Annotated in this window: 17 protein-coding genes; 4 read left to right on the top strand and 13 right to left on the bottom strand. The window is 63.6% G+C overall.

Translation table 11 applies throughout. The annotated features are described in order from the left end of the window. Positions 1-158: 158 nt before the first annotated feature. The gene (locus OEG81_RS04575) at positions 159-1,055 is read left to right on the top strand and encodes an alpha/beta hydrolase (protein WP_412034128.1); all 897 of its coding nucleotides are present in this window, start codon (positions 159-161) and stop codon (positions 1,053-1,055) included. A gap of 22 nt (positions 1,056-1,077) precedes the next feature. On the opposite strand, the gene OEG81_RS04570 is transcribed toward OEG81_RS04575, so the two are convergent. Beyond that, positions 1,078-2,013 (bottom strand): LysR substrate-binding domain-containing protein, encoded by a 936-nt coding sequence (locus tag OEG81_RS04570; RefSeq protein ID WP_264131541.1) that lies wholly within the window; start codon positions 2,011-2,013, stop codon positions 1,078-1,080. A 94-nt stretch (positions 2,014-2,107) separates the two neighbouring features. Here OEG81_RS04570 and OEG81_RS04565 point away from each other — a divergent pair, with 94 nt between their 5' ends. The 3 genes from OEG81_RS04565 (at position 2,108) to OEG81_RS04555 (ending at position 3,498) form a co-directional block, all read left to right on the top strand. Then, positions 2,108-2,383, top strand: coding sequence for a hypothetical protein (locus tag OEG81_RS04565; RefSeq protein ID WP_264131540.1), 276 nt, complete (start codon positions 2,108-2,110; stop codon positions 2,381-2,383). Between the two features lie 137 nt (positions 2,384-2,520). Further along, on the top strand, positions 2,521-2,988 hold the full coding sequence (locus tag OEG81_RS04560; protein ID WP_264131539.1) for an AMP-binding protein: 468 nt from the start codon (positions 2,521-2,523) through the stop codon (positions 2,986-2,988). 99 nt (positions 2,989-3,087) lie between these two features. Then, positions 3,088-3,498, top strand: a complete 411-nt coding sequence (locus tag OEG81_RS04555) for a DoxX family protein (protein ID WP_264131538.1) — start codon at positions 3,088-3,090, stop codon at positions 3,496-3,498. 49 nt (positions 3,499-3,547) lie between these two features. Here the strand turns inward: OEG81_RS04555 and OEG81_RS04550 are convergent, their stop codons facing one another. From OEG81_RS04550 to pstS, 12 genes are all read right to left on the bottom strand, one after another. Next, positions 3,548-4,330: an AraC family transcriptional regulator gene (locus OEG81_RS04550; RefSeq protein ID WP_264131537.1), complete on the bottom strand. Its 783-nt coding sequence runs from the start codon at positions 4,328-4,330 to the stop codon at positions 3,548-3,550. 199 nt (positions 4,331-4,529) lie between these two features. After that, positions 4,530-6,509: an acetate--CoA ligase gene (gene acs / locus OEG81_RS04545; protein WP_264131536.1), complete on the bottom strand. Its 1,980-nt coding sequence runs from the start codon at positions 6,507-6,509 to the stop codon at positions 4,530-4,532. A gap of 30 nt (positions 6,510-6,539) precedes the next feature. Further along, complete coding sequence (locus OEG81_RS04540) at positions 6,540-7,244, bottom strand: ABC transporter ATP-binding protein (RefSeq protein ID WP_264131535.1); 705 nt, start codon at positions 7,242-7,244, stop codon at positions 6,540-6,542. Continuing rightward, a complete protein-coding gene (locus OEG81_RS04535; protein ID WP_264131534.1) occupies positions 7,241-9,151 on the bottom strand; it encodes a branched-chain amino acid ABC transporter ATP-binding protein/permease in 1,911 nt (636 codons plus the stop codon). Before OEG81_RS04535 ends, OEG81_RS04540 begins: the two co-directional genes overlap by 4 nt. Continuing rightward, a complete protein-coding gene (locus tag OEG81_RS04530; protein ID WP_264131533.1) occupies positions 9,148-10,002 on the bottom strand; it encodes a branched-chain amino acid ABC transporter permease in 855 nt (284 codons plus the stop codon). Before OEG81_RS04530 ends, OEG81_RS04535 begins: the two co-directional genes overlap by 4 nt. A 63-nt stretch (positions 10,003-10,065) precedes the next feature. Continuing rightward, positions 10,066-11,442, bottom strand: coding sequence for a substrate-binding protein (locus OEG81_RS04525; protein WP_264131532.1), 1,377 nt, complete (start codon positions 11,440-11,442; stop codon positions 10,066-10,068). A gap of 330 nt (positions 11,443-11,772) precedes the next feature. After that, positions 11,773-12,021, bottom strand: coding sequence for a hypothetical protein (locus OEG81_RS04520; RefSeq protein WP_264131531.1), 249 nt, complete (start codon positions 12,019-12,021; stop codon positions 11,773-11,775). A 15-nt stretch (positions 12,022-12,036) separates the two neighbouring features. Further along, positions 12,037-13,212, bottom strand: coding sequence for a S8 family serine peptidase (locus tag OEG81_RS04515; protein ID WP_264131530.1), 1,176 nt, complete (start codon positions 13,210-13,212; stop codon positions 12,037-12,039). 113 nt (positions 13,213-13,325) lie between these two features. Next, on the bottom strand, positions 13,326-14,102 hold the full coding sequence (gene pstB, locus OEG81_RS04510; RefSeq protein WP_264131529.1) for a phosphate ABC transporter ATP-binding protein PstB: 777 nt from the start codon (positions 14,100-14,102) through the stop codon (positions 13,326-13,328). A 38-nt stretch (positions 14,103-14,140) separates the two neighbouring features. Beyond that, positions 14,141-15,001 (bottom strand): phosphate ABC transporter permease PstA, encoded by an 861-nt coding sequence (gene pstA / locus OEG81_RS04505; protein WP_264131528.1) that lies wholly within the window; start codon positions 14,999-15,001, stop codon positions 14,141-14,143. A 12-nt stretch (positions 15,002-15,013) separates the two neighbouring features. After that, positions 15,014-15,952 (bottom strand): phosphate ABC transporter permease subunit PstC, encoded by a 939-nt coding sequence (gene pstC / locus OEG81_RS04500; protein ID WP_264131527.1) that lies wholly within the window; start codon positions 15,950-15,952, stop codon positions 15,014-15,016. Positions 15,953-16,115: 163 nt separating this feature from the next. Further along, positions 16,116-17,159, bottom strand: a complete 1,044-nt coding sequence (pstS, locus tag OEG81_RS04495) for a phosphate ABC transporter substrate-binding protein PstS (protein WP_264131526.1) — start codon at positions 17,157-17,159, stop codon at positions 16,116-16,118. Between the last annotated feature and the right edge of the window lie 10 nt (positions 17,160-17,169).

Genomic DNA, 17,169 nt, shown 5'->3' with positions numbered 1-17,169 from the left:
TTGTCTCGTGTTTTCTATTTGTGCGCATCGTTTGCGCAAGCCGTCCAGGCAGCGCTGTACGAGTGCGACTATATTACCCCTTCAGCCTTCGGCGTCCCGACGGGCTGGCATGGGCGCCGCGGCAACCGCTATGATGAACGCCCGTCCGCCCCTTTTTCATCCCGCCCATGCGCTTCCGTCCACGCCTTCTTCGTATCCTGGCATGCCTGCTGTTGCTGGCGCTGGCCGGCGGCTACGTCATGCTCGACCGCTGGCAGCGCGCCACCATATTCGCCGTCGAGACGCGCGAAAGCCCCTGGTGGCGCAAGCCGCCGCAAGGCACGGAGATCTTCGACCTGGCTCTTGAAAACGGCGACACCGTGCGCGCCTGGTACGTCGCCCCGCCGGCGGCAGCCGGCGCCGCCACCGTCCTGTACCTGCATGGCGCGCGCTGGAATCTGAACGACAGCGCCTTTCGCATCGAACGCTGGGTGGACATGGGCTATGCCGTGCTGGCCATAGACTATCGCGGCTTCGGAGCATCGACCGCGCGGCTGCCTTCGCAATCGAGCGCCGTCGAGGATGCCGGCGCCGCGCTGCGGGAGCTGGCGCGACGGCAGCCCGCGCCGGCGCTCAGGTTCATATACGGGCACAGCCTGGGTGGCGCGATCGCGGTGGCCCTGGCCTCAAAGCCGGATCAGCCCGACTTCGCGGGCCTGATACTCGAATCGACCTTTACCCGCATCCAGGACATGATAGCCGGCAGCCGGTGGGAGCATATCCCAGGGCTGGCCCTGGTGCTGACCCAGCCCTTCGACTCGCTGAACACCATAAAGCAAGTGCGCAAGCCCATATTGTTCCTGCATGGCACCAACGACCGCGTGGTTCCGCACACCATGAGCGACGCACTCATGGCATCGGCCATCGATCCCGGCCTGCCGCGCCGCCTGGTCAAAATAGACGGCGCGTCGCATTCGGGCGCCAGCAGCAGCGGCATCTATCGGGACGCGGTCCGCAGCTTCACGCATGACGCAAGCCAGGCCATGCGGCGGGCCGGCGCCCTGGCCAATCGATAGCTGCCCGGCGGGCCGCGGCCGATCAGGAGGCTACGCCGCCATCCGCCTTCAAAGACCGGCGCGAGAGTTCCAGCTCGTCGCTTATCCATGCACGCAAGGCGGCCAGGGGCGGCCAATCGCGCAAGGCGGGGGGATACACGAGATGGTAGGTGTGCCCCGTTTCGTATTCCACCTCGATCGGCGAAAGCCGGATCAGGCGGCCGTCCCGGATGGCGTCCGCCGCCAGCAGTTCGCGCACCAGGGTCAGGCCTATGCCCTGCTCCGCCGCCTGCAGCATCAGCCCCATGTCGTTGAACTGGGCCACGGGCGTCACCTGGGCCCTCAGGCCGGCCGCCTCGAACCAGCGCCGCCATACCTCGCGTTCTCCCAGCAAGGGCTCGCGCAAGAGCGCCGCCGGCGGCTGGCCCAGCAGGCGCCGCGCGTCGATGGCGCAGCCCACCACCACCAGCGGCATGGGCGCATCGAACAGGCGCTCGGACACCAGGCCCGGCCACGGCCCCACCCCCTGGCGCAGGCCTGCGTGAAAACCCTCTCGTTGCAAGTCCAGAGCCTGCTGCGAGACATCGACCTCGAGCGCCAGATCGGGATGCCGCTGGCGCCACCGATGCATGCGCGGCAGCAACCATCGTTGGGCGAATGACGGCAATACCGTGATCCGCAAGCGCTGCTCAAGTCCGCAAGCGGCCGCGGCGGCCGCTTGCACACCCTCGTCCAATTGAGCCAGTGCGCCTTGCACGGATCGCAGCAAGGCTTCACCGGCCGGATTCAGCACCACGCGGCGTCCCCTGCGCTCGAAGAGGACAAAGCCCAGCTGTTCTTCCAGCACACGTATCTGCTGGCTGACGGCGCTGTGCGTCAGGTGCAGCGCATCGGCGGCCGCGCGCAGATTCTGGAGCTCGGCGGCGGCGCGGAAAACGGGCAGGGTATTCAAGGGCAGTCGGGCCATTGTGGTAAGCATAACTGACCAACAAGGGTAGAACAAGTCGATTCACAGCATATAGCTGGAAGATTATCCTTACCAAACGACCTATTCCACGCTCCAGGAGGCTCTTATGACGGCATTGAATTGCGAAGCCCGGAATACACCCCCCGATCCGGCCCTGCCCTATCGTTCCACCCTGGCACGCCTGCGCCGTTGGCTGTCCGCATGGAAGAAGCCGTCCCGTGGCGGGGCCGTCCGCGATCCGTGGATCGGCGCGATCGACGCGGTGGCCGAGATGGATGCGCACATGCTGAAAGACATAGGCGCGCCCGTCTGGCTGATGGCGGAAGTCCAGCACCGTCAGGGCCGCGCCGCAAAGCGGCTGGTCGACCTGAAGATACGTTGAAGGCCCGGGGCCGGAAAGGCGGACCGGCCTCCCGAAAGCGGAAACCAGGGGAAACCCTAGCGGCTCATGGCTGGAATTGTGCTTAATGATCTCTATACTCACTGGATTCCATCAATAAGACAGGCCGCGAAAACACGATGCTTACCATTGATTTCCTGCACAACATGATCGAGCAGCATGGCGACGAGGTCGCCATCGAAGACGGCGAAAGCCAGGTCACTTATGCCGAGCTGGCTATCACTGTAAAGGCGCTGGCCGTCGCCCTCCAGATGAACGACCCCACGCCGGGTTCGCGGGTTGCCCTGTGTGCCGCCCAGTCCCTGGAATACCTGGTCAGCGTCATGGCCATCCTGCAAGCCGGCAAGATACTGGTGCCGCTCAGTTGCGAAAGTACCACCGAACAGCTGCATCAGTTGCTGATCGATACGCACCCCACCGCCGTCCTGGTCGACGACAAGGGCGACCCGCTGATCCATTGCGACGACGAACTGAAGATCCGTTTCTCCCAGTTCGAGGGCCTGGTCCGCACTTACCGCGGAAAGGAATTCATTGCCTACGAGCCGGGCCTGCTGGATCAGGCCCTGGCGAAAGCAAAAAGCGAGTAGGCGCATGCCCTTCCTCAAGCCGCGCACGCCTCCTATAATGGCGCGGGCCGGCTTGGCCGCCCCCCTCTCCCGACTCACTCACTCGCAACGGAGTATCCAATGTCCCCGACCACCCTCGACGACCTGGGAAAGCTGGTTCTGCGCCTGACCATAGGCGTGCTGATCCTTTTTCACGGCGTTGCAAAACTGCTTCACGGCATAGGTCCCATCGAATCCATGATCGTGGCGCGCGGCATGCCGGCTTTCTTTGCGTGGGCGGTATATATAGGCGAAGTCCTTGCGCCGCTGTTCCTCATCCTGGGCTTCTACACCCGTCTGGGCGGCCTGCTGATCGCCGTGAACATGCTGGTGGCCATTGCGCTGGCGCACATGGGCCATATGTTCGAACTGTCGGGCACCGGCGGCTGGCGCCTCGAGCTTCAGGGCCTGTATTTATTCGGCAGCCTGGCCGTGGCCCTGTTGGGCGCGGGCCGCTACAGCATGGGCGGCAAGGGCGGCAACTGGAACTGAACCCTTGCCCATCGGGGCGGGTCCGTTACACGGAGCCGCCTGGCGGAGTTCAAGCGCCGGCCATCGACCTGACGAAGTCGCTGGGCGTAATACCCAGGTTGCGCCTGAACATGGCCGTAAACGCGCTTTGCGTCTGGTAGCCCAGGTCGAGCGCAATGCCCAGAACCTGGCGGCCTTCGGCCAGCCACTCCAGAGCCGCCAGCAGCTTGGCCTGCTGGCGCCATTGCAGGAAGGACATGCCCAGTTCCTGGATGAACAGGCGATGCAGGGTGCGTTGATCGTAGCCCAGCTCTTTGGACCATTCCCGCAGGGTTTTCATGTCGTCCAGGTGTTCCTGGATATGCGTGCATATGCGCGCCAGCCTATGGTCGCGCGGCGCGGGCAGATGCAGCGGCGTGGCGGGTTCCTCGGTGAGTTCTTCAAGCAGCAAGTCCATCAACAGCCGGGTCCGGCGATTGAGCAGCGCTTTGGACGTGGAGCCTGCGACCTCGGTGATGACTTCTCGGAATAGCGGCGTAGCGGGCAGCAGGCAGCTGCGCTCGGGCAGGCCATGCGGATATTGCGGATTGACGAAAACCGAGCGAAGCCTGACCTTGCCCAGCATGCGCACGCGATGGCGCACATTCGGAGCCAGCCAAAGCGCCCGGGTGGGCGGCACGACCCAATGGCCCTCGGTGCTGGCCACCACCATGACGCCGCTCAGGGCGAATTTGAGCTGACCCATTTCGTGCGAGTGATCAGTCAATATGGTCGAGTCGGCGAAATCCCGGCTAAGGCCGCCGACCAGCACGCCGGCGCGATCCACCGCGCCGCTGTTCAATTGCGACTCCATTACGAACCACCCCCCAATACACAATGGCCTTACAACACATAATGATCAAGACGACCGATTCGCAACTTACCGCGCTCATTCGTGCCTCGATTCTAATGAGTCGCCCGCTTATATCCATGGAGGAAAACCCCCAGCCCCGAAGGGCTGGAAGCTCTTGACTTCGCAAGGAGCCACCAGCCCGCTCACCGACTTGCCAGGGTCAATAGACGCCGGTGAACTGCTTCAGGACATCGGGGTTTTCAAGCGTGGACACATCCTGCGTCACCTCTTTGCCCTCGGCCACCACGCGCAAGAGGCGGCGCATGATTTTTCCGGACCGGGTCTTGGGCAGGTTGTTGCCAAAGCGTATATCGCGCGGCTTTGCAATGGGGCCGACCTCGCTGGCGACCCAGTCGCGCAACTGCGTGGCGATGGCCTCGGCCTGCTTGCCCTCGGGCGCCGGCACCTTGAGCATCACGAATGCCACGATGGCCTCTCCGGTCGTTGCATCCGGACGGCCCACCACCGCGGCTTCCGCCACCAGCTCGTGAGCCACCAGGGCCGATTCGATCTCGGTTCCGCCAAGGCGATGGCCCGATACGCTGAGCACGTCGTCGCTGCGGCCCATGATCCAGTAATAGCCGTCGGCGTCGCGCTGGGCGTTGTCGCCGGCCAGGTAGTAGCCCTTCAGGTCGGCCGGGAAGTAGCTGCTCCTGAAACGCTCGGGGTCTCCCCAGACCGCGCGTATCATGGCCGGCCACGGCTTCTTGATGACCAGCGAGCCGCCGCGCCCGGAAGGCACCTCGTTGCCGGCTTCGTCGACCACCCCGGTGGATATGCCCGGCAGGGGTAGCGTGCACGAGCCGGGCTTGAGCGGCGTGGCGCCCGGCAAGGGCGTCAGGATATGGCCGCCGGTCTCGGTTTGCCACCAGGTATCGACAATGGGACAGCGGCCGTTGCCCACGTTGTTGTAGTACCAGATCCAGGCTTCGGGGTTGATGGGTTCGCCCACCGAGCCCAGCAGGCGCAGGCTGGAAAGGTCGTGGCGCTGCGGATGCGTGGCCGGATCGGCCTGCGCCGCCTTGATCAGGGAGCGTATGGCGGTGGGCGCCGTATAGAAGATGCTGACCTTGTGGCGTTCGATCATTTTCCAGAAGCGGCCGGCATCCGGATAGGTGGGTATGCCTTCGAACACCACCTGGGTCAGTCCGGCGGCCAGGGTTCCGTAGGCGATGTAGGTATGGCCGGTCACCCAGCCCACATCGGCCGTGCACCAGAACACGTCGTCGGGCCGGGTATCGAACACCCACTGCGTGGTCAGCGTAGCCCACAGCAGATAACCCGCCGACGCATGCTGCACGCCCTTGGGCTTGCCGGTGGATCCCGACGTGTACAGGATGAACAGGGGATGCTCGGCCTCGACCGCGACGGCTTCGCAGGTATCGGGCTGCCCGTCCTCCAGATTGTGCAGCCAGACATCGCGCCCTTCGTTCCAGGCGACATCGATGCCGGCGCGCCGGTATACGATGACCTTTCTGACGACGTCGCCGCCCTCGTCGGCCAGCGCCTCGTCCACGGCGGCCTTCAGGGGGATGGCCCGTCCGCCGCGAAGCTGCGCATCGGCGGTGATGACCAGGGCCGCGCCCACGTCGACAATGCGCTGGTGCAGGCTCTTGGCCGAGAAGCCGCCGAACACCACCGAGTGGGTAATGCCCAGCCTGGCGCAGGCTTGCATGGTGGCGATGGCCTCGATGGACATGGGCAGATAGATGATGGCCCTGTCTCCCTTGGCATAGCCCAAAGCCTTGATGCCGTTTGCAATGCGGCAGACGCGCGCATGCAGCTGACGGTAGCTGACCTTTTCCACCGTGCCGTCGTCCGCCTCGAAGATCAGCGCGGTCTTGTCGGCATTGCCGTTCTCAAGGTGGACGTCCAGGCAGTTCTCGGATACGTTGAGCTCGCCGTCGTCGAACCAGGTGTAGAACGGCGCGTTCGACTCATCGAGCACACGGGTGAAGGGCTTGCGCCATTGAAGATGCTCGCGCGCCAGCCGGGTCCAGAAGCCCTCGAAATCGCGCTCGGCCTCCTCGCACAGCGCCTTGTAGTTTTCCATACTGGAAATCACCGCCCCCGCGGCCGTCTTGGCCGACGGAGGGAAAACCCGGCTTTCGACAAGTATGGAATCAATGGTGGACGACATGACTTATTCTCCATCTGCAAATACGTGAACTCACGCGGCCGCCCCAAGGTAGCGGTTGGTTATTTCCGGCTTCTGCTGCAGCTCCTGGGACGTGCCGCCAAACACCACATGGCCGGTATTGAGCAGGTAGCAGCGGTCGGCCATGGAAAGCGCCGCCGTGACGTTCTGCTCGACCACGACGATGGTGCGGCCCTGCCTGGCGAGCTCCTGGCATACATTCATGAGGTCGCGCACGATGAGCGGCGCAAGGCCTTCGAAGGGCTCGTCCAGAAGGATGAGGCGGGCATCGCGTATCATGGCGCGCGCAATGGCGACCATTTGTTGTTCGCCGCCCGAGAGCTCGCGCCCCTTGTTGCCCCGCCGTTCATCCAGGCGGGGGAAGGTGCGATAGATTTCGTCGTAGCTGAGCGGTTTCTTGGCCGTCATCGCGGCCAACTGAAGGTTTTCATGGACGGTGATGCCGCCTATGACCCGGCGCTCTTCGGGCACCAGCTGCAGGCCCAGCCGGGCGATTTCATGGGCCGGCATCTTATGGATGGGCGTGCCCGCGAACGTGATGGAGCCCGACTGCGGGGTCAGCGCCCCCGCCAGCGTTTTCAACAAAGTGGATTTACCGGCGCCGTTGCGGCCCAGCAGGGCCACGACCTCGTTCTCGCGGACTTCGAGCGAAACGTCGAACAAGATATGCGAATCGCCGTAAAAGGTATTGATGCCGTTAACTTCGAGCAGACTCATGATTCTTCCACGCCTCCCAGATATGCTTCCTGCACCGCCTTGTTGGCCTGGATTTCCTCGGGGGTGCCCTCCGCGAGGAAATTTCCGTCGTACAGCACGGTGATCTTGTCGGCCAGTTCGAACATGGCATCCATGTCGTGCTCGACGATAAGAACGGTGCGCCCGCGCCGTATGCTCTTGAGCAGGGCCACCGCATGCACGCGCTCTTCGGGGCTCATGCCCGCCAGGGGCTCGTCCAGCAACAGGACGTTCGCGCCCGTGGCGAGCGCCAGGCCGATTTCGACCCGCCGCTTCTCGCCGTAGGAAAGTTCATGCACCGGCGTGTCGGCCTTGTGGGACAGCTCGACCAGTTCCATGGCCGCCTCGACCTGTTCGCCGTAGCCACTGACGCCGTTCAGGCTGGCCAGGGCATCGAAACGGAAGGATCCGCGCTTCTGCCCCAGCACCGACATCAGGATGTTCTGGCGGACGGTCAGGGCATCGAACAGTTCGTTGACCTGGTAGCTCTTGCTCATGCCCATTTGGCAGACCTGGGTCACGCCTATGCCGGTGATGTTGCCGCCGCGCAGGAAGACCTCGCCGCTGGTGGGTTCGATCTCGCCCGCCAGCATCTTGAAGAAGGTCGACTTGCCGGCGCCGTTGGGTCCGATCAGCCCGCGCAGCTCGCCCTCCTGCACCGCGATGGAGACGCCCTTCACGGCCTTGAGCCCGCCATAATGCTTGGCGATATCATTGGCTTGCAGAACGGGCACGCCCGGGGCGGCCGGCGCCGGCTGGCGCATGAGCAGCTGCACCCCCTGGCCGGACCGGGCCGCGCCGCGGCTTTGGCCGGCATCGACCGCCCGGTTCAGGCGCCGCGCCATGCGCTTGTCGCGCCACGCGATGAACTCACCGCAGATTCCGCGCCGGAACACCGTGACCAGTATCACGAAGATGACGCCCAGTATCAGGCGCCAGTATGGGCCGACCGAGTCCACGAACTGCAGGACTTCGAACAGGTAGAGCCAGATCAGGGCGCCCAGCAGGGGACCGAACAGCGTTCCGGCGCCGCCCATGACGGTCTGGATGACCAGTTCGGCCGAGGTATGCAGGTTGAACGCGTCGGGCGGCATATAGCCCTGGAACAGGCCCAGTAGGCCGCCCGCCACGCCGCCGTAGGCCGCCGCCACCACGAACACCGCAAGCTTGTAGCGCTGGATGCGGTGGCCCACCGCCATGGCGCGCACAGGGTTGCCGCGAATGGCGGTCAGGATGACGCCGAACGGAGACAGCGAAATGCGCCGGGCGATGACGAAGCCCACGAAGAACATGACGGCCAGGAAGGTGTACATGGGCCAGCCCGGCTGGATGGCGTAGCTGAAGAAGCCCAGGTCGATGGCCGGTTCCGGAATGCCGGGTATGCCGTTTTCGCCCCCGGTCCAGTCGCGCAGCGGCCCGAACTCCAGGAAGTAGATCATCTCGGCAAAAGCCAGCGTGCTCATGGCGAAATAGATGCCGCTGCGGCGCAGCGTCAGGTAGCCGATGAGCAGGCCCAGCACGGACGCCACCAGCATGGCCACCACCAGCGCCAGCAGCATGTTGGGGATGATGCCGGTGGTCAGCAAGTAAGCGGTGACGAAACTGCCGGTGCCGTAGAACGCAGCCTGCCCGAACGACAGGAGGCCGGCATAGCCGAACAGCAGGTCGAAGCCCAGGCCGAACAGGCCCCAGATGAGCACGCGGCCCAGCAGGTCGGGGCCCGCGCCGATGAGCGGCGCCAGGAAGGGCGCCGCGCAAAGCACCATGGCGGTGATGAACTCGACCCCATAGCGGCGGCGCAGGGCTCCGGCCGGCCTGGCGGCCGCGCCGGGGGTACGGCCCTGCGTCGCGCCGGCTTCGATCGCGATGGAATTATCAGATTGACTCATGCCCTGCCCTCCACACCCAATAGACCTTGTGGCCGCAAAATAAGTACCAGCGCCATGGCTGCGAACAGCATGACATCGGAATAGACCGGATTGAACAGCGAGGTCAGGCTAAGGATCTGGCCTGCGATCAAACCGCCGAGAATGGCCCCGGGAAAGGAGCCGACGCCGCCCAGCACCACCACCACGAAGGACTGGATGAGCACGCGGAATCCCATGTCGGGGACGATGGAGACGATGGGCGCGTAGATCATGCCGGCGAAACCGGCCGCCGCCGCCCCGACGCCGAACACCACCAGGAAGGCGCGCTGGATATTGATGCCCAGCAGGCGCGTCATGAGGGCGTCCTCGATGCCGGACCGGATGATGAGGCCGAGCCGCGTGCGGTACAGCACCAACCAGCACAGCCCCAGCGCCCCCGCGGCGATGGCCAGTATCTGGATGCGGTAAAGCGGGTAGACGACGAAGCCCATGTCGACCACGCCCTCGCCCCAGGTGGGAACGGGCACGCGCTGCCCGACGCCGCCGAAGATGGCTCGGATGATTTCGACCAGGACGATGCTGATCCCGAAGGTGACCAGTATCTGGTCTTCGACGGGGCGGTTGTAGAAGCGCTTGATGAGGCCGCGCTCCATGATGAGGCCAACGATCATTGCAGCCAGCGAACCGCCTGCAATGCTGAGCAGAAACGAGCCGGTAGACGTGAAAATGGAAAAGCCGGCATAGGCGCCCACCACGAACAGGGCGCCGTGCGCAAAGTTGATGACTCCGAGCGTGCCGTAAATGATAGTCAGGCCGGCCGCAATGAGGGAGAGCAGCACCCCCAGCGCGAGACCATTGAACACTTGTGACATGAATAGGCCCAAGCTAGGCATACTGTCCCCCTTCTTTTTTGTTATGAAACCAAGCGGATCACCCTACGCGGCGGGAGCCATCTTGCAGCCGGCGTAGCCGATGGGCGGCAGCGTATCCACGCCGTTGGCCACGGCCACGACGTCGACCAGATCGTCCTTGTTCTTGATTTCGGACGGTTTCTTGCCGCGCACCACCGCGAAGTTCGCCGCGCCGTCATGGTCTTCGGCGCGGAAGTAGACTTCGCCGCCCATGGTGTACGGACGCTTGTGGTTGATGCTGTCCTCGAAGGCCTCGACCACCGCGGCCGGGTAGAAGGTACCGGCGCGCTCGACGGCATCGGCCCACAGCAGCATGGTCATGTAGGCGTTGTGCTCGGGATCACGCGGCTTGGCGTTGAACTTGGCCTCGTACGCTTCCACGAAGTCCTTGGCGATCTCGTTCTTTTCTGACTCGGTATGCCAGAAGACCATGGTCCCGTGTACGCCTTCCATGATTTCCGGGCCGACTTCCTCGAGCATGTAGGCGGGCATGTAAGGTACGCACATCTTCATGTTCTTCAAGACGCCGAACTGGTGGGCCTGCTTGGCGGAGTTGACCGCATCGGCGCCGTAGTCGTGGTTGATCAGGATGTCGGCGCCGCTATTGGCAATGTTCAGCAGGTAGGCGCTGTAGTCGGTCGCGCCCAGCGGGTGGATCTGGGGGTTGTCGATGGTCGTCCAGCCCTGCTCCTCGGTGAACTGCTTCATGTAGTGGTGGATGGAGTGGCCGTAGTTGTAGTCGGGCACCAGGTGGATCGCCTTCATGTTCTTGCCGTAGGCCTGGGCCAGCACCGGCGCGATGGCCTTGGACGCGGTGTAGGCGTGATGGCACAGCCGGAAGCCGTAGCGGCGGCAATCCTTGCCGGTGGTGTCGCTGGAGCCGCTGATAATGGGGAAGTACAGCGTCTTGGCGCGTTCGCAGGTGTTTTGCAGGGCGATGGCGACCGAGCTGCTGACGCTGCCGGCGATCATCATGGCCTTGTCCTGGCGGATGAAGCGGGTGGCCGCCTGCACGGCGCTGTTGGGCTTGGTTTCGGCATCGCCGATGGCCAGCACGATTTTCTTGCCCAGAATGCCCTTCTGGGTCAGCGGGGACACCTTCTTGACCCGCGGATCGCCGTTGTTGATGAGCTCCGCCGCCAGCTCGAAGCCGCGCTTCTGTCCGGCCCCTTCCGCGGAATACGGGCCGGTAAGGTCCAGCGTAAGGCCCGCCACGACGGTGTCTCCCGCCACGCCCTCGGGATAGTTGCCCAGCTTGGGGTAGTCCTTTTTCTGCGCGAAGGCAGCCGAGCTGTACGCGCCGGGAACCAGCAGGCCGCCCGCGACCCCGGTGCCGGTTTTCAGGAAGCTGCGACGGGTCGTCGAGCCTGTCTCGTTATTATGGATATGTGTGTCTTTCACTGCCTATCTCCTTTGAGTACTACTGTGACGTGCTACAAAACCATCCCCCATGCTTCTCGGGCCAAGCTGCGCCCTTCCTGAAACAGGAATGAACGCGACCAGCCTGGGAATTTTTTTATGACATGCCGCGCGTTTAACGCTGCAAGAATGCTTTTTGTTCGCCGTGTATAAGAGCGATATCCGTTACTGTTTCTATTTGTGTGTGGGCACGGATGCGACGAAGATTATCAAAAGCAATACGTCGGGACTCACTCGGAAAGGACATTAACTGTCTTGAATCAGACTTTATAAAGAAATCAAAGGGTAAACGTTAATACTGAAAGCGCGCTTTCATTTGCGCGGAGGCCTTGCGCCGCCGCCGTCCAGGCCGTGCACGTCGCGGGACTCCTCGACGTTGCGCACACCCTTGACCTTGCAGACGTCCTCCAGCCTGGACTCATCGATCAGCCCTGAAAACACGCCCACGGTACGCATCTGGCGCTCGATGACCATGCCCGTCCGCCGGCAGTCCTCGACGATCTCCGGAAAGCGTTCGAGCGACGCCTGCTCGACCAGTATGTGCAGTCTCTTGCGGGTCATGAGAGCCTCTTGGTTCTAGGGCGCCTGCACCAGGCCGGCGCCGACATCGCGCTCGGGCAGGTCCAGATGTTTCGCGCCGGCGCGCAGCCGTTCGAGCAGGGCCGCGCCCCGGGGCCGGCCCGGCCCGCCGGCATACAGGGCGGCCACGCCCGCGACGAAAGGCGTGGCCATGCTGGTGCCGCTGAGGGTGTCATAGCGCTGCGGCCCCGGCCAGGCCGAGAGAATATCGACGCCGGGCGCGGCGATGTCGACCTTGCCTCCCTCCGGCACCAGGCCGCCGCTGGAAAAGGGAGCAATATCCAGCCTGCGATCCACCGCGCCCACGGCCACTATCGACGGACAGTTCGCGGGATGGGAAACGGGCGCTATGTGTTCGGGGCGCCGGCTGTCGTTGCCCGCCGCGGCGATAATCACGGTGCCCGCCTCCAGGGCGCGCCTGGCGACCTCTTCGAACACCCTGGAATAGGGCTGGCCGGCGGCAAGCGAACTGCCCAGCGACATGGACACGATATCGCAGCGGTTCTCGATGGCCCAGTCTATCCCTTCCAGCACGCCGCCGTCCCCGCCCTGGCCTTCGTCGCCAAGGACCTTGCCCACGAATAATTGCGCGGCGCCGGCAATCCCATAGCGCGGCGCCGCGCCTGGATTGGCGGGGCCGCAGGCAATGCCGGCGCAGTGGGTGCCGTGTCCGTTGCCGTCATGCGTATCCTGGCCGTCGATGAACGATCGCGATGTGATGACCCGCTCCGCAAAATCGGGGTGTCCGGCATCGATGCCCGTATCCAGCACCGCCAGCCTGACGCCCTCCCCGGCCTGCGCCGACAATTGCGCGCCGACGGCCTGCACGCCCCATGTGGCGGTCGTCTCGTCGATCCCGGCCGACGGCGTCATGGCGATGGCATGCACGGTTCTTTCGGGTTCGATGGCGAGTATGGCCGTGCCGTCCTGAAGCGATTGCATGGCCTGCAGGCCGGGACTATCCGGCGCGCAATGGACCAGGGCGACCCCGATGCGGTCGAAGACGATGGCGCATTGCGGGCCCGGCGGCCCGGATCGCCCCTGCCGGCCGGCCGATGCCGCGCTGGAGATGCTGACCCCCGTGGCTTCGGAGAGCTTGCGCAAGCCGTCCTGCGGCGTGTCCTTGCAGAGCAGCACCAAGTAGCGGCCTGTGACGCCGGCATCCGGGGCCATGGCATCCTCCTATCGGAACAGGGGCGCCGCGATGCCTACGCCTTGCCCCGTAGCGGATAGCATGCAAGCCCCGCTGCCGGCCGTCAAGCCGAAACTGCTACAGCCGGTTTCAATCAGCCGAAGCGGCCCGTGATGTAGTCTTCCGTTTCCTTGCGGGCGGGCTTGACGAAGATCTGGTCGGTCTCGCCGTATTCCATGAGTTCGCCCAGATACATGTAGGCGGTGTAGTCGGAGCAGCGGGCCGCCTGCTGCATGTTGTGGGTCACGATGACCACGGTGTAGTCGGACTTGAGTTCGGCGATCAGCTCTTCGATCTTGGCGGTTGAAATCGGATCGAGGGCCGAGCAGGGCTCGTCCAGCAGCAGAACCTCGGGCTTGATGGCCACGCCGCGCGCGATGCAAAGGCGCTGCTGCTGCCCGCCCGACAAGCCGTTGCCGCTTTGGTTGAGCTTGTCCTTGACTTCGTTCCACAGAGCCGCCTTGGACAGCGCCCACTCAACGCGCTCGTCCATCTCGCCCTTGCTGAGCTTCTCGAACAGGCGCACGCCGAAGGCGATGTTGTCGTAGATGCTCATGGGAAACGGCGTCGGCTTCTGGAACACCATGCCGACCTTGGCCCGTATCAGCGATATATCCATCTTGGACGTCAGCAGGTTCTCGCCGTCCAGGTTGATTTCGCCCTCGGCGCGCTGGCCCGGGTAGAGCTCGTACATGCGGTTGAAGGTGCGCAGCAGCGTCGATTTGCCGCAACCGGAGGGGCCGATGAAGGCGGTTACCTTGTTTTCCTTGATGGACAGGTTCACGTCCTTGATGGCCTGGTACTTGCCGTAGTAGAAGTTCAGGTTCTTGACTTCCAGTTTGGTGCGTTCGGCGGAGGTGGTGGTTTGCATAATCGTTTCCCGGCGGGGGCGCAGCCCCTCGCCACGTTTTATTTACGGAAAAGGCTGCGGGCGGCAATATTGATGCCCAGCACCAGCAAGGTGATCAGTACGGCGCCTGCCCAGGCAAGGCGGTTCCAGTCCTCGTAGGGGCTGGCGGCATACTGGAAGATGACCACGGGCAGGTTGGCGATGGGCGCATTCATATTCATGGACATGAATTGGTTGTTCAGGGCGGTGAACAACAAGGGAGCCGTCTCGCCGGAAATGCGGGCGACCGCCAGCAGAACGCCTGTGACAATGCCAGAACGCGCCGCCCTGTAACAGATGTACATGACGATGCGCCATTGGGGGCAGCCCAGGGCGGCAGCGGCTTCCCGCAGGCTGTTGGGCACCAGCATCAGCATGTTGTCGGTGGAGCGCACCACCACGGGGATCACCAGTATGGCCAGCGCCAGGGCGCCGGCCCAGCCCGAGTAATGGCCCACCTGCGCGACGTATACCGCATAGATGAACAGGCCGATGATGATGGACGGCGCGGACAACAGCACGTCGTTCAGGAAGCGGGTGGCCGGCGCCAGCCAGCCGCGCTGGCCGTACTCGGCCAGATAGGTGCCCGCCAGCACCCCTATGGGCGTGCCGACGAGGGTTGCCACGGCAGCCATCATGATGCTGCCCATGATGGCATTGAGCAGGCCGCCGTCGGCCCCGGGAGGCGGGGTGCTTTCCGTCAGCAGGGTCAGGGACAAGGCCGAGCCGCCCTTGGTCAGCAGCGTCAGGATGATCCAGCACAGCCAGAAAAGACCGAACACGACCGTGGCGCTGGACAGCGTGAGCATGAGCTTGTTGAACCGCTGGCGCCGGCGATAGACCGGGTTCGAGGTGTTAACGATGGATTCGGAAGTAAACATGTCTTGTCCGGCTTAGTGCGAAGTGCCCTCGCCCTTGGCAAGGCGAAGCAGCAGGAGCTTGGAAAATGCCAGCACGATGGTGGTGATCAGGAACAGGATCAGGCCCAGTTCCAGCAGTGCGGACTTCTGCATGCCCCCGGCTTCGTTGAATTCGTTGGCCAGCGCCGAGGCGATGGAATTGGAGGGCGAGAAAATCGAGGACGGCAGGTTGAAGGCGTTGCCGATGACGAAAGTGACCGCCATGGTCTCGCCCAGCGCGCGTCCCAGCCCCAGCATGATGCCGCCGATCACGCCGCTTTTGGTGTAGGGCAATACCACCTTCCAGACGACCTCCCAGGTCGTGCTGCCAAGGCCGTAGGCCGATTCCTTCAGCAGGGGCGGCACCAGCTCGAAGACGTCGCGCATGACGGCCGTGATGAAGGGAATCACCATGATGGACAGTATCAGGCCCGCCGTGAAAACGCCGATGCCGAAGGGAGGCCCGGCGAAGATGTCGCCCAGCACGGGCACGCCTTCGAACAGGTCGATGATATGGGGCTGCACATACTGCTGGAACAGGGGGACGAAAACGAACAGCCCCCACATGCCGTAGATGATGGATGGGATGGCGGCCAGCATTTCGATGGCCGTGCCCAGCGGCCGGCGCAGCCACACCGGGGACAGCTCGGTCAGGAACATGGCGATGCCGAAGGACACCGGCACCGCGATGAGCAGCGCGATGGCCGACGTGAGCAATGTGCCCGCGATGGGCACCAGGGCGCCGTAGATGTTCTGGACCGGATCCCAGTTGTTGGTCCAGAGGAAGGCAATGCCGTGGGCGGCAATGGATTCCCGGCTGCCATACAGCAGGGATACCATGATGGCGCCCAGCAGAATGAAAACGAGGAAGGCAAACGTGCGGGTCAGGTTCTTGAACAGAGAGTCCATGAGCGCGTTCTGGTTATTCTTCATGTGGATTTTCTGACAATTCGCGGGATTGATGACATAGGCTCAAGGACACTGGAACAAACGGCGGGCGGGGAACAAACCGTAATTTTTACACAACAAAGACGGTGCCATCGGAACAGCACCGCCTTTGTCCGGTGAAAAAGGGGCTTGCCCCCCTTTTTACCCCTTATTTCCAGACTGCGGAACCATCGGCGCCCTTGATCTCGGCCTTCCAGGCGTCGGCGATCTGCTGGGTCACGCTGCCGGGCATCGGAACGTAGTCCAGCTCTTCGGCCAGCTTGCCGCCCTTCTTGAAGGCCCAGTCGAAGAAGGCCAGCACTTCCTTGCCGTTTTCAGGCTTGTCCTGCTTCTTATGCACCAGGATGAAGCTGGCGGAGGTGACGGGCCACGATTCGGCGCCCGGCTCGTCGGTCAGCACCACGCCCATGCCGGGCGCGCTCTTCCAGTCGGCGTTGGCGGCTGCGGCGGCAAACGCGGCTTGGGTCGGCTGTACGAACTTGCCGTCCTTGTTCTTCAGCTGGGTCCATGCCAGGCCGTTTTGCTTGGCATAGGCATATTCGACGTAGCCGATGGAGTTCTTCAACTGGCGAACGTAGGCGGCCACGCCCTCGTTTCCTTTACCGCCCTGGCCGGTGGGCCATTTGACCGCCTTGCCCTCGCCGACCTGCTCTTTCCAGGCGGGCGATACCTTGGACAGGTAGTTGGTCCAGCCGAAGGTCGTGCCCGAGCCGTCGGAACGATGCACCACGATGATCGATGTGCTGGGCAGCTTCAGGTCGGGGTTCAGCGCCTTGATGGCGGCATCGTCCCACTTCTTGATCTTGGCCATGAAGATGTCGGCAATGACTTCACCCGACAGCTTCAGCTTGCCCGGCTCGATGCCTTCGACATTCACGACAGGCACGGTTCCGCCGACGATGGCCGGGAACTGGAACAAGCCGTTCTTTTCCAGCGCATCGCCCTTCATCGGGTCGTCGGATGCGCCGAAATCGACCGTCTTGGCAATGATCTGCTGCTGGCCACCGCCCGAACCGATGGACTGGTAGTTCACCCGGTTGCCGGTTTCCTTCTGGTATTGGGCGGCCCATTTGGCGTAGATGGGATAGGGGAAGGAAGCGCCTGCGCCGGTGATGTCGGCGGCATGGGCGGCCAAGGAGGCGGCGCCGAAAGCGATACCGACCGAAATCTGTAATAGAACGCGTTTGAACATAGAGGAATCC

This window comes from Pollutimonas sp. M17, from assembly GCF_025836975.1.
Classification (GTDB): domain Bacteria; phylum Pseudomonadota; class Gammaproteobacteria; order Burkholderiales; family Burkholderiaceae_B.
The sequence above is the reverse complement of the archived record's forward strand: the minus strand, read 5'-3'. Positions and strand labels throughout refer to the sequence as shown.